This window comes from Hyalangium minutum, assembly GCF_000737315.1.
Classification (GTDB): domain Bacteria; phylum Myxococcota; class Myxococcia; order Myxococcales; family Myxococcaceae; genus Hyalangium; species Hyalangium minutum.
In genome coordinates this window covers 13814-26337 of sequence record NZ_JMCB01000026.1, presented here as the reverse complement: position 1 = coordinate 26337, position 12524 = coordinate 13814, and the positions used below count along the sequence as shown (strand labels likewise).

Below are 12524 nucleotides of genomic sequence, written 5' to 3'. Positions count from 1 at the left end.
CTGGCGTTTGGAAGCTCACGCCGTCCGTTTCGAGGTAGATGGGCCCGCATGAGCAGTGACACGTTGGACCCAGGAGCCGTGAATCCCCCGGTGGCCAGGCGGCGCTCGCCCTGGCGGCGCCGGGTGTTGGGGGTGCTGCTGCTGGGGCTGCTGGGCTTCGCCGTCTACGAGTACGTCACGCTCCCCAGCGCGGAGCCCCTGCTGAAGCAGAACCCGGAGACCACGGCCCTCATCGATCAGCGCGCGGCCGAGGCCCGTGATGCGGGCCGCAAGCCTCGGCGGCGCCAGAACTGGGTCTCCCTGTCGAATGTCCCCAAGCACGTCGTCTACGCCGTGCTCACCTCGGAGGACGCCAGCTTCTACCTCCACGAGGGCGTCGACACCGTCGAGCTCGAGAAGGCCATGCAGGAGGCGTGGAAGCAGGGCAAGCTCGGCCGCGGCGCCTCCACCATCACCCAGCAGCTCGCCAAGAACCTCTGGCTCTCCACGGATCGCAGCCTGTTCCGCAAGGCCAAGGAGCTCATCCTCGCCCACCGCCTCGAGGAGGCTCTGCCCAAGAGCCGCATCCTCGCCCTGTACCTCAACGTGGTGGAGTGGGGGGACGGCGTCTACGGCCTCGAGGCCGGCGCCCGCGAGCACTTCGGCGTCTCCACCGTGAGCCTCTCCGTGGCTCAGGGCGCCATTCTCGCCGCCATGCTGCCTGCCCCGAGGAAGCGCTCACCCAAGTCCGGCTCCAGGGCGCTCAAGAAGCGCGCCCATTGGATCATCGATCAGATGCAGGCCGCCAAGCGCCTCCCGCCGGAGCAGGCCTCCGCCGCTCAAGCGGAGATCGACCGCATCCTCAGCGGCAAGCCTGAGTCTTCGGACGCCAGCGAGGAGGAGGACTCCTGATCGCCGGCGCCCGAGCCGCTCCCGGTTACTGCGTCCAGATGGCGTAGTTGGTGCCCGAGGTGGCCAGCGTCCAGCCCGTGCCCGGAGACCACGGGCCGTTGCCGAGCTTCATCGCCACCTTGCCCGCGGTGCCGGTGATGATCGCCGCGTACTTGGAGCTGTCCGCCGCCTGGATGCTCACCGCCGAGGTGCTGTGGATGCCCTTCGACTTGCGGATGGAGATCATCGTCTTGATGGCCGCCTGGTTCGCCGTGCCCCAGTCGAAGTAGTGCACCCAGTACACCGTCGGGATGCCCGGGTGCGTCAGGATGTACGCGTAGCCCTGGAGGATCTTGTCCCCCGGGAACGGCCAGTGGTTCTGCCCGCCGCTCGGGGTGCTCGGGCCCGTGTCGTGGTTGTCGATGAAGGTGACGGACTTGGCCGCCCACCAGCCGATGGCGCCCGCCGGAGCCCCCGCCGAGTCCTTCAGCCGCCAGAACTCGTTGTACTGCACCGCCTGCTGCAGCAGGCCCTTCGTCGTGAAGTCGAACGCGCCCGACCTGCCGCCCGTCGCGTCCAGCCAGTTCATGAGGAGCTGACGGTGCGGGTTGGGGTTGTTCAGGTCCAGGTCCGTCCACAGCTCGCCCACCGAGAAGTACGGCGCGGTGCGGCTGTTGTACGAGCCCACGTACGAGCCGTTGTAGCCCTTCACGTAGTCATACCGCCACCCGGCGAACCCGATGCTCTTCAGCTTCGTGTTCATCCAGTTGACGATGCTGTCCTGCACGTAGACCTTCGTGTGGTCGATGTCGCGCGCGGCGCTGTAGCCATCGCCCGTGTCCGTGTTGCCCGTGGCGCCCGTCCACTCGTCCCCGCGGCACACCGAGTCCGCGCCCCACGTGGGCAGGGTGAAGTCCGCCCAGTTGGCGGTACCCACGCGGTGGTTGATGACGATGTCCGCGATGGGCTTCACCCCGTTGTTGTTCAGCGCGGACAGCGCGCTCACCAGGTTCGCCTGCGTGCCGTACTTGCTGTCCAGCAGCTCCAGCCGGCGCGGCAGGTAGCCCTCGTTGGAGGCGGCGTCGCTCGGCGGCGGCAGCCACACCATGGTGAACCCGGCGTTCTTGATGTTCGCCGCGTTGTTCTGGATGACGCCCCACCACGGGTACGTCTGGTACGAGTACCAGTGGAAGCCCTGCAGCAGCACGTCCTGGCTGTTGCCGTCCAGCGTTCCCGCGCCCGCCTGCGGCGCCGTGAGCACCAGTGCCGACAGGCCCACCAGCACCAGCAGGTTCTTCATCCACTTTTTCAACATGATGGCTCCTCGGGGGATTGAACCTCCTGTGCTCAGTGCGCAGGAGGCTCACCTACGTAGCGTCGCACGATCGAAACGAGCGGGGCCAGCCCGAAGGGCTTGGGGAGGAACTCCTGGGCGGGCAGGTGCCGCCACAGCTTCGGCGGGCTGGCGCTCATGAGCACCACGGGAACGTCGCGCAGCTGCGGATCGGCCTTCATGGCCTCCAGCACGGCAGGGCCGTTGAGCACCGGCAGCATGTAGTCGAGCAGCACCAGCGCCGGGCGCTCCGCTCTCATCTTCTCCAGGGCCTGCTGGCCGTTGAGGGCCGTGGCGGTGCGATAGCCCTCGTCCTGGAGGAAGCCCTCGAGGGCTTCGACGATGCCGAACTCGTCATCGACGATGAGGATGGGCCCCATACCTACTTGCCTCGGAGCTTCGGCCGGCGCTTGCGAGGCGCGCGCTGGAGGGAGGACTCCAGGGACAGGCCCGACATCAACAGCTGGGCGTTGTCGATGGGTTCACCAATCTGAACGCCGCTGTCGTTGATGACGATCTCGCGCAGGGCGGGATCATAGCCACTGGTGCGCAGCTTCAGGATGGAGATGAAGCGCCGCAGCTCCGCGCGGACCTCCACGCTTCGGAGGAAGAAGAGGTTCTCGCAGAGCATGGAGACGCCCCGTACCGGGAGGGTCAGGTCGATGCCGAACACCGACTCCGTCTCGGCCGTGAACACCAGGGTGACGCCCCGGGCGCGGCACTCGTTGACGAGTGCGGCCATGAAGCGGGCGGCGCGATCGCGGTGGACGACGGCCTTGCTCAAGGCATCGAAGCCGTCCAGGAAGATACGGCGGACCTTGTGCTCACGGATCAGCGCGAGCAGCTCGCTCCCGATGGCATCGATGCGCTGCTCCGCGGGGGGCCGGAAGCTCAGCTCGAGGTGCCCCTTCGCGAGGAGGGGCCGCAGGTCGAGCCCCACGCCGTCGGTCTGCGCCAGCACCCGCTGCGGCGAGTCGTAGAAGGCGAAGTAGTGGCTGAGCTCGCCCCGGCGGGCGCCTTCCGCGAGGAAGTGGATGCCCATCAGGGACTTCCCGCTGCCGGACGAGCCCAGGAGCATGGTGGTGGAGCCCTGGAAGATGCCGCCGTGGAGCATGGCGTCCAGGCCGGCGATGCCAAAGCCCATGCGGCCCCCCGAGGGCGGATCCGGAAGGCCTCCTTCCTGCACCATCGCCTCGAGCCGGGGGTAAACGACGATGCCCCGGGGGGTGATGTCGAAGCTGTGCACGCCACGGTAGTGGCCGCTGCCGCGGAACTTGCGGATGGTCAGCTGGCGCGCGGACCTGACGCCGTAGGTGCGCTCACGCAAGACGATCAGGCCGTCCACCATGGTGTGCTCGGCCTTGAGGCCTAGGCCTCCGCCCGTGGTGAGCAGCAGGGTGGTGCAGCCCATCAGCCCGATGATGACCTGGAGGCCGTGGATGAACTTCTTGAAGGCGCGCTCGGTGGGCGCCAGCTCCTCGGCCGCCACCAGCCCGTCGAGGATGAGCAGCGAGGCCCGGTGCGACTTCATCTCGCGGCGGAGCAAGTCCAGCAACGCGTCCAGGCCTCCCTCCTCGAGCACGGAGTAGGCGCTCAGGTACGCCAGGGAGTCGGCGATCTGCGAGGGATCGAAGAATCCCAGGACGCGCATGTTGCCGATCATCCGCGTGTGGGACTCGGCGAGCAGGGTGACGTAGAGCGCCCGGCCGCCCTGGCGCACGTGGTGGAAGCACACCTGGTTGGCCAGGATGGTCTTCCCCGCGCCCGGCATGCCCAGCAACATGTAGACGCCGCCCTGCACGAAGCCTCCGTGCAAGAGGGTGTCGAGGCCGGGAACGCCCGTGGGGAGGCGCTCGGTTTGTAGAGGTTTGTTCTCGATCATCTGTATCGGGCAACGAGGATGCGGCGGAAGCGAGGAGGGGAGAAGCAGAAAGGCGTCCAGGGCTGGCAACTGCTTGAAGCAGGACGATCAGGGGCCCGGCGCGGGAGGCGGAGGCAGCTAAGGCGGGATAGGCGAGGCCGCTGGTTGGGGCTGGCTGGGCAGGACCGGCGGCGGAGGTTCGGATGGGTCGGCGCGGGTACCCCCATCCCACAAGGGGTGGGGGGCTGGCAGAGGGGTGGAGGGCGTGGACGCATCAGGCTCTGGCAGGGTGCCGGGCTCTGCCCACTCTCCGATGGAGCCTCCGTCCTCCTGGAAAGGGCCCAGGGGTTGGGTGGGTTGACCGTCGACGATGCGCCGGAGGATCTGGCCCTGAGCGCTGATGGCGTACTTCGCGCCCGAGTCAAACAACCTCCAGGAGAGACCACAGTGCTGTGGATTCTTGCGCACGTGGACAAAGATGATGGGGCCTTGGCGGAGGACTCGGTAGGAGTTGGACTCCTGGCGATTCCAACAAGATGGATCCGGGGCGCCTGGGGGAGAGAAGTCGTTGGCCGCGATCATCAGTGCGCGGAGCAGCTCGCCATCGAGCTCAACAGGCGCGGTGCTAGAGCCTACAGCGACAGCCTTCTGCGCGAAGAATGGAGGAAAAACGATGGAGGTGTCGTCCCCTGCGGGTGCCGAGAAGGGGCCTGAGATGTGATCCGCCTTGCTCCCGGCGGCAGGTTGCCAAACACCTTCGATGGGTTTGGACGGGAAGCACCCCATGCCAGCGAAGATGACCACCAGCAGCCCCTGCTTCAGTTGATCAATGGGGTTCACTCTTCGAGTCTTCCTGAGTGGGGGGCGTGGGCTCCTCGGACGGCTTCGCGTCCAGCTTGATGGGAACCTGGAGCGTGGTGCCCAGGCGGAGCAGGAGCACGTCCGGCTCGATGCCGTGCTCGCCGATGGCCTGTGCCACCTCCCGGGCGGACAGCGCGTTGCCATGGCTCCACAGCTGCTTGAGGAACGCGCCCGCCTCCGGGCTCCGCCACCACGCCGGGCCGAAGCGCGCCTTGAGCTGCCCCTGGAGCTGCCCGGCCAGGAACCACGCCCGGAAGTTGTCCGCCGACTGGAAGAAGTCCTCCTGGTCCACCTGGTAGCGCGCCTCGTCCTCCGGCTTCATCGGGATGGCGTCCGTGCGCTCCATGATGGCCTTGTAGAGCTCCTTCGCGTCCGCGCCCTCGCGGCGGTGCAGCTCCAGCTGGTACAGCAGCCGCCCGGCCGCGCGGCGGATGAGGAACAGCTTGTGCGCGCTCGAGGCCGCCAGGTACTGCGCGCGCTGGTCTCCGCTCACCCCCGCGTGCTCCTCCAGCCACACCGGATCCTCCAGTAGATCCTCCATCAGCGCCGCGTACACTTCGCCCACCGTGGGGTTGCCCAGCCGCGCCAGCTCGAAGCGCTGCTCGCGCGTGAAGCCGTAGTGCAGCGCGTGCCCCACCTCGTGCATCAGCCGCCCCTGGTGCAGCACCCCGGACGCGGGCTTCTCCGACAGCCGCACGTCCCCCGGCACCTCGATGGGCAGCGTCAGCGGGCGCGGGTTCTTGCGCGGCACGTCTCTCGCGTCGATCAGGATGTTGGGCATCTCCGTCAGATCGATGCCCAGGCCCTGCAGCGAGGCGTGCACCCGGAGCATGGACTCCTGCTTGGGAAACGCATCCTCCACCTCGCGCGCGCGGAACAGCCGGGGAATGTCCGCCCGGGTGATGTTGGCGAAGGGCATGTTCAGCTCTCGCTGGGACAGCCGCTCCATCACCGTGCGGTATGGCTCCTGGGTGGCCTGCAGGATCTCCTCCGCCAGCACGCTCAGCCGCGACAGGTCCGCCTGCCGCAGCTCCGCGCCGAAGGCCTCGTACGAGGCATAGCCCAGCTCCTTCACCAGCTCGACGGTGCGCTCCTCGCGGCGGCGCAGGGACTGGCTCAGCCGCTCGATGGCTGGCACTGCGGCGGTGTACAGGGCCTTGCGCCTCACCGCGCTCTTCTCGTTGGCCAGCAGGCGCTCCAGCTCCCGGTAGCGCACCTCGCGGCCGTCCACCGTGAAGGTGAGCGAGGCCTCCAGGTTGGCGATGGCGTCATTGGCCTCGGCCAGCTCGCGCGCCAGGTACTCGCCCGCCACGTGCGACTGGAGCGCCGTGAGCGCCCGCACCTCGCGCGCATCCGAGGTGAGCTGCCGCAGCCGATCGATCTTCCGGACATTCTCGACGGAGAAGAGCGCTTCCTTGCCCCGGTAGGTGGCGGCGATGTCCACCGGCTTGCCCTCCGTCCACAAGTCCCAGATGAGCCGGTTCTGGGTCTCCAGCAGCGCCTGGGACTGGGCGGACAGCTCCTTCACCTCGGCGGTGAGCCGCTGCGCCTCCGGGTTCACGGCCGGAGGCTGCGGGGGCAGCGCCTTGGGACAGGCGGTGAGGCTGAGGACGGCGGTGGCGAGGAGCAGGGCCCGTGGAGACATGAGGGGCGCAATGTATCCGCTTGGGGAGCCTGGGTCGCCCATGTAACTTCCGCGCGCCCATGCCTGATTCTGTTCGATGGCGAGCGGCCGCGGGCCGCCAGTCCCTCCAAGCCGCTCTCCGCCGCTTCTTCACCGGTCGTGGTTACCTGGAGGTGGAGACTCCGTTGATGGTCCCCGCGCCGGGCATGGAGCCGCACATCAACGTCTTCGAGACGCCGTTCGTCCCGGAGACGGACGTGGGCCGCCCGCGCGTGCTCTACCTGCACTCCAGCCCCGAGTACGCGATGAAGCGTCTGCTGGCGGACGGAGCCGGGCCCCTCTTCCAGCTGTGCAAGGTGTTCCGGAACGGCGAGGTGTCGGCCACGCACAACCCCGAGTTCACCCTGCTGGAGTTCTACCGGCCCCATGCGGACTATCACGCCATCATGGAGGAGCTGGAGCAGGCGCTGGCGGAGGCAGGACGCTCGGTGACGGGCGGCGAGCCCGGGGCGGACCCGGCCTTCTTCACCCGGCTGCCCTACGAGCGCATCACCGTGCGGGACGCCGTGCTGCGTGCCACCGGCGTGGACTTGCGCGCCTGCCCGGATGGGCCCTCGCTCAAGCGCGCCGCCGAGGCTGCGGGCGTGCGCACCGGGGATTCCACCCAGTTCGATGACGTCTTCTTCCACCTCTTCCTGCAGAAGGTGGAGCGCGGGCTGGGGCACGAGCGGCCCACCTTCCTCATCGAGTACCCCGCCTCCATGGCCTCCCTGTCCCGGCTGAAGCCCGGGGACCCGTCGGTGGCCGAGCGCGTGGAGCTCTACGTGAAGGGCCTGGAGCTGGCCAACGGCTTCTCCGAGCTGACGGACGCGGTGGAGCAGCGCGCGCGGCTCACGGAGGAGCAGGCGCTGCGCAAGTCCCTGGGCCGCCCCGTCTATCCGTTGGACGAGCGCTTCCTGGAGGCCGTGGGGCGCATGCCGCCCTCCGCGGGCATCGCCGTGGGGCTCGATCGCATTCTGATGCTGTTGATGGGCGTCCCCTCCATCGCGGACGTCCTGCTCTTCCCCGCTCACGAGTTCGTGTGAGCCCCTGTTTGAAAGCCCTCGGAGACACACCATGAAGAAGCCCCAGTGGCATGCATTCCAGGCGCACCCGTGGCACGGCGTGAGCCCCGGCGAGGACGCGCCGCAGACCGTCACCGCGTTCATCGAGCTCGTCCCCACGGACGCGGTGAAGTACGAGCTGGACAAGGAGACGGGCATCCTCCGGCTGGACCGGCCCCAGCAGTTCTCCAGCCAGTGCCCCACGCCCTACGGCTTCATCCCGCGGACGTTCTGCGGCCCGCAGGTGGCCAAGCGCGCTGCCGAGCGCACTGGCCACAAGGACATCCAGGGCGATGGCGACCCGATGGACATCTGCGTGCTGACGGAGAAGGTCATCACCAGCGGCAACCTGCTGGTGCGCGCGGTGCCCATCGGCGGGCTGCGGATGATCGACGGCAAGGAGGCCGACGACAAGATCATCGCCGTGCTGGAGTCGGACCTCGCGTATGGCGAGGTGCAGCACCTGGCGCAGAGCCCTCGCGCCATGGTGGACCGGCTCAAGCACTACTTCCTCACGTACAAGCAGATCCCCGGCGAGGGGAAGCGCCAGGTGGAGATCGCCGAGGTGTACGATCGGCCCGAGGCGCTCGAGGTCATCCGCCGCAGCATGAAGGACTACCAGCAGCTCTATGGGAAGGCTCCGGCGCGCGCCAAGAGCCCCAAGGGCCGCAAGCGCTGAGCACTGAAGCGCGCGGCAAGTCCTCTACCGCGGGGGTGGGGGACCGTAGCGGCCGGAGCGGTACTCGTTCATGACCCTCATGATGTCCGCTTGGGTGTCCCCGATGAACGGTCCCCAGCTCACGAGCGGCTCCCTCTGGGGCTGCCCGGCGTACAGCAGCACCCGCGCCCGGGTGGTGCCGGCTCCGGCGATGCGGAGCGAGCTGTCCCCAGGGCCCTCCGGACGATCCAGCCAACCCACCTGGCCCGGCCGCAGCGCCCGGGCGTCCGGGCCCACGGTGATCTCGCCGTCCAGCACGTAGAAGAAGCCGTTGTACGAGCGGGGCAGGTCCTGCTGAATGCTTGCACCCGGCTCGAGCAGGAACTCGGCGAAGGTGACCGGCACATAGTTCTTCGTCGGTGACCGCACCGGCCCCGAGCTGCCGCTGTAGAGCCGCACCTCCACCCCCGGCTCGCGCCGGACTGGAAGCTCCGCGTAGGGGATGTCCTGGTAGCTCGGGGGAGCCCAGCGCTGCGCCTTGGGCAGCGTCAGCCACAGTTGGAGGACCCGGGCCTGGGCAATCCCGCCATCCAGTCCTTCGCCGTGGATGACCCCGCTTCCCGCCGTCATCCACTGCACGTCGCGCTCGGCCAACTTGCCGCTGTCGTGGACCAGCCCGCCCTTCACCATCAGCGTGACCGTCTCGAAGCCAGCGTGAGGGTGAGGCCCGGCCACGGGCTTGCCGTCGATCCGGTCATCCATCAACAAGATGAACGGATCGGACAAGGCGTAGTTCTCCGGGGAGATGATCGGCACCACTGTGTGCGCGGGCCCGAACTGCCCCGGCATGGGAGCGGGAAGGTCGATGACCCGTCCCAGACGGCGTTCCACACTGTCTCGTTGTTGAGTCATGGCCCGAAAATACGCGGGCTTCCGTGGACGCGCCATGTCACCCCGTCCAAAAGAATTGGCAGGGCGTCCGAGGCGTGAGGACGGTCTGCCTCGTCGCCAAAGGTAGGAGCAGACATGCCAGCCACGCCTCAATCACACACTTACCTCTGTCTGAATCCCTGCCATGACGTGCTGCACTACGGGTTTAAAGCTATACATAAAAAGTGAAGGCTTGCTCTAATGCCGCCGGGCCGCGAGGCCCTCTCTGCTCATTCCTGGGCAGGGATTCCCCTGTGGAAAGGCATGACGATCATGGACTTCCTCTTCGAGCCAGATCATCGCAGGATCGTCACAAGGCATCCGAACCCTCAACCCCCGAATCCCAAAAGCAAACGCCAGGGATTGCCTGCGTGGGTGGTATGCAGCGCCCTCTTGGGAACGCTGGCAGCCTGCGGCCCCACCGGCCCGGCGGAGCCCGAAGGCGTGCAGGGGAGCCTGAAGACACAGGCTTCGGCGCTGGGGTTCCAGATATCGCCCGAGTCCCCGCTGAACCCCGCGGCGGTGGCCATTGCGGAACACGACACCACGGTGGTGGCGGCAGGCAATGGCATCTACCTCGCCGTGTGGGTGGAGGGCTCCTCCGCGGCCAACAGCCTGGACGTCCTGGGCGTGCGTGTGAGGGCCTCGGATGGAGTGCGGCTGGATGCCACGCCCATCTTCATTGGCTCGGGGAGCACCACGCAGTACCGGCCCGCCGTGGCTTTCGACGGCGACAACTTCCTGGTGGTGTGGGAGCAGATCAGCAGCTACCCGCTCGTCTACGGCGCTCGGGTGAGGGCCTCGGATGGCGCGGTGCTCGACTCCACGCCCTTCCTCATCAGCCGCACCAACTCCGGGGGCTTGCCGCTTCCTCAGTTCACCCCGGCGGTGGCCTTCGATGGGACGAACTACCTGGTGACCTGGGCGGGCTACTTCTGGGAGGGCAACTCCGTCTCCCAGGGCATCCTGGGGATCCGCGTGCGTCCCTCGGACGGGACGTGCATCGAGGGCAATAGCTTCGTCATCTCCCGAGGCGAGGCGTCCTCTCCACAGGTCGCCTATGCGGATGCGGACGGAGTCTATTTTGTGGCCTGGAACCGGCAGGGAATCCAGGCCGCCCGCGTCCATGCCCCGACCGGGCAGGTGATGGACCCCGTTGTTCCTCTCTCCGTGGCGGCCTCCGGCGCTGGGCGCCCCGCGGTGGCCGGTGGCAGTGGAACCACCCTCCTGGTGAGCTGGAAGGCCTCGGATAACACGCTCTCGGCCCAGGAATGGAATGCCGTGAGCGGCAGCGTGGTTCGCTCCTGGACCGGCCTTGGAGGGACGACCGCCCTGAGTGCCCCCGCGGTGGCCCATGACGGAAGCAACTACTGGCTGGGCTGGCAGGGCCAGCGCAATGGGGTACGCCAGGCCATCGTCCAGCGGTTGTCCTCAGGGGCCTCAGTCCCCGATGACGCGGAGCTCGTGCTCGGTCCGGTGACGGTCTCCTCCGCCATCCAGAACCTTCCTGGAAGCCTCGCCTCGGTGGGCACAGGCCGCCTCCTGATGACCTACACGGCACACGACACGGCAGCGTCCAAGTCGCGTGGCCAGCTGCGGCAGGTGACGGAGGAGGGGACGTTCGTCTCGAAGGAACTCGCGGTCAAGCCGCCCACATCGGTGCTCCCCTATGATGCGCCCGTTGGGTCCGCGGCTGCGGCCGGCCCCGACATCTCCCTGGTGGTCTGGTCGGAGGTCGTCGGGAGCCGCCCTGACATCTTGGGAGTTCGCGTGAGGAACTCGGATGGCGCGAGGCTGGATGCCACCCCCTTGCGGATCGGCACGGTGGAGTCGAGCGCGGATGTCTATCCCGCGGTGGCTTTTGACGGCACGAACTTCCTGGTGGTGTGGTCACAGATCGGCGGCTACCCACTCATCTACGGTGCCCGCGTGAGGGCCTCGGACGGGGCGGTGCTCGACTCCACGCCCTTCCTCATCAGCAACACGAACTCCAATGGCCAGGGTCTGCCTCAGTGGAATCCCGCGGTGGCCTTCGATGGGACGAACTACCTGGTGACGTGGGATGGTTGGTATTACGAGAACGGGTACTTCACCGGCATCCAGATGATGCGTGTCCGTCCGGATGGGACCCTCGTGGATCCCAACAGCCGCATCATCGCTCGGGACGGCTTCCAGGCCCGGGTGGCCGGTTCCAACGGCACCTTCCTGGTGAGCTGGCAGAGAAATCAGGATGTCGAGGCGGCCCGCATCAGCGGCGCTTCGGGACAGGTGCTCGACACCTCGCCCATCTCCCTGGCGGCCACTTCGGGCGCGGAGGGCTACCCGGCCGTGGCGGCTCGCAGCGGCGAGTTCCTGGTGACCTGGATGGCCCCCGACACCTCCCTCTGGGCGCGGCGGATCAGCGCCTCGGACGGTGTGAAGCTGGGGACCGCGGACATCGCCATCGGCGCCTCCGCCTTGAGTGCCCCCGAGGCCACCTTCGACGGGCAGGACTACCGGGTGGCATGGGCGGCCACTCGTGGCGGTGCGAAGGTCTTGCTCGGCACGCGGGTGTCCAAGCAGGGCGTGCTCGAGGCGGATGCGGAGCGGGTGCTCTCCGTGCTTCGGACCCACCCCTACAACCGGCCCGGAATCGCCGCCTGGGGCCGTGGGCACTTCCTGGCCTCCTATGAGCAGCTCACTGCCTCCCCGAACAGCGGGCCCCGTATCTACTTGCGGCTCGTGAGCGATGTCCGGCCCCCGGAGAGCTGCGAGGGGCAGCCCCAGCTCGTGCTCAACTCTTCACCGGTGACCACGGTGGAGTGCGGTGCGGGCCGCTACGGGGATCCGGGCGCCCAGGCGTTCGACGCATGCGGCAACGCGCTGGATGTCCACGCGTACAACACGGGGACAGACTCGTCCGGGCCCGGCCCCAACACGGCCTTCGAGGGCTCCTACACGGTCTCGTACTCCGCGTGGGACGCCTCGGGGCGCACGGTGTCCGCGCTCCGCACGGTGAACGTGGACGATCGCACGGCTCCTGCGCTGCAGCTCATCGGGCCCGCGTTCATGACGCACACCTGTGGCAGCCCGTGGGTGGACCCGGGCGTGCAGGCCACGGACGCGTGCTACGGGGACGTGTCGCCCCAGGTCTGGCACTCGGGTGAGGTGAACGGCTGGGCGCCGGGCACGTACACGGTGACGTACTCGCTGACGGACAGCGGCGGCAACAGCGCCACGCCCGTGACGCGCACCGTGCAAGTCGCCAACTGCCCCTGGTAGTCCGGCGGCCGGTCTGAAGGCTC

The 12524-nt window shown here is 68.1% G+C and carries 9 protein-coding genes; 4 read left to right on the top strand and 5 right to left on the bottom strand.

What is annotated here, in order from left to right:
* The first annotated feature begins 48 nt into the window (after window positions 1–48).
* Complete coding sequence (locus DB31_RS40600; RefSeq protein ID WP_044198505.1) at window positions 49–891, top strand: biosynthetic peptidoglycan transglycosylase; 843 nt, start codon at window positions 49–51, stop codon at window positions 889–891.
* Between the two features lie 25 nt (window positions 892–916).
* Here the strand turns inward: DB31_RS40600 and DB31_RS40595 are convergent, their stop codons facing one another.
* The 4 genes from DB31_RS40595 to DB31_RS40575 all read right to left on the bottom strand — a co-directional run bounded on the left by DB31_RS40595 (window position 917) and on the right by DB31_RS40575 (window position 6570).
* Window positions 917–2185, bottom strand: coding sequence for an alpha-amylase C-terminal beta-sheet domain-containing protein (locus DB31_RS40595; protein ID WP_044198503.1), 1269 nt, complete (start codon window positions 2183–2185; stop codon window positions 917–919).
* A 32-nt stretch (window positions 2186–2217) separates the two neighbouring features.
* Complete coding sequence (locus DB31_RS40590; RefSeq protein WP_044198502.1) at window positions 2218–2583, bottom strand: response regulator; 366 nt, start codon at window positions 2581–2583, stop codon at window positions 2218–2220.
* Window positions 2584–2585: 2 nt separating this feature from the next.
* A complete protein-coding gene (locus DB31_RS40585; RefSeq protein WP_044198501.1) occupies window positions 2586–4085 on the bottom strand; it encodes an ATPase domain-containing protein in 1500 nt (499 codons plus the stop codon).
* 805 nt (window positions 4086–4890) lie between these two features.
* Window positions 4891–6570, bottom strand: a complete 1680-nt coding sequence (locus DB31_RS40575; RefSeq protein WP_044198498.1) for a chromosome segregation protein SMC — start codon at window positions 6568–6570, stop codon at window positions 4891–4893.
* A 59-nt stretch (window positions 6571–6629) separates the two neighbouring features.
* On the opposite strand from DB31_RS40575, the gene epmA reads away from it, so the two are divergent.
* Together epmA and DB31_RS40565 are read left to right on the top strand one after the other, a co-directional pair.
* Window positions 6630–7634 carry an EF-P lysine aminoacylase EpmA gene (gene epmA / locus DB31_RS40570; RefSeq protein WP_044198496.1) on the top strand — a complete coding sequence of 335 codons (1005 nt, stop codon included), beginning with the start codon at window positions 6630–6632 and terminating at the stop codon, window positions 7632–7634.
* A 31-nt stretch (window positions 7635–7665) separates the two neighbouring features.
* Complete coding sequence (locus DB31_RS40565; RefSeq protein WP_044198495.1) at window positions 7666–8331, top strand: inorganic pyrophosphatase; 666 nt, start codon at window positions 7666–7668, stop codon at window positions 8329–8331.
* 24 nt (window positions 8332–8355) lie between these two features.
* Here the strand turns inward: DB31_RS40565 and DB31_RS40560 are convergent, their stop codons facing one another.
* Window positions 8356–9201: a pirin family protein gene (locus DB31_RS40560; RefSeq protein ID WP_240487197.1), complete on the bottom strand. Its 846-nt coding sequence runs from the start codon at window positions 9199–9201 to the stop codon at window positions 8356–8358.
* A 432-nt stretch (window positions 9202–9633) separates the two neighbouring features.
* On the opposite strand from DB31_RS40560, the gene DB31_RS51045 reads away from it, so the two are divergent.
* Window positions 9634–12501 (top strand): DUF5011 domain-containing protein, encoded by a 2868-nt coding sequence (locus tag DB31_RS51045; protein ID WP_240487195.1) that lies wholly within the window; start codon window positions 9634–9636, stop codon window positions 12499–12501.
* Window positions 12502–12524 lie beyond the last annotated feature (23 nt).

What these genes read in the sequence shown, in the direction of transcription:
- DB31_RS40600 (WP_044198505.1), top strand. Translation starts at nt 49, where the DNA reads ATGAGCAGTGACACGTTGGACCCAGGAGCCGTGAATCCCCCGGTGGCC.
- DB31_RS40595 (WP_044198503.1), bottom strand. Translation starts at nt 2,185, where the DNA reads ATGTTGAAAAAGTGGATGAAGAACCTGCTGGTGCTGGTGGGCCTGTCG.
- DB31_RS40585 (WP_044198501.1), bottom strand. Translation starts at nt 4,085, where the DNA reads ATGATCGAGAACAAACCTCTACAAACCGAGCGCCTCCCCACGGGCGTT.
- DB31_RS40565 (WP_044198495.1), top strand. Translation starts at nt 7,666, where the DNA reads ATGAAGAAGCCCCAGTGGCATGCATTCCAGGCGCACCCGTGGCACGGC.
- epmA (WP_044198496.1), top strand. Translation starts at nt 6,630, where the DNA reads ATGCCTGATTCTGTTCGATGGCGAGCGGCCGCGGGCCGCCAGTCCCTC.
- DB31_RS40590 (WP_044198502.1), bottom strand. Translation starts at nt 2,583, where the DNA reads ATGGGGCCCATCCTCATCGTCGATGACGAGTTCGGCATCGTCGAAGCC.
- DB31_RS40575 (WP_044198498.1), bottom strand. Translation starts at nt 6,570, where the DNA reads ATGTCTCCACGGGCCCTGCTCCTCGCCACCGCCGTCCTCAGCCTCACC.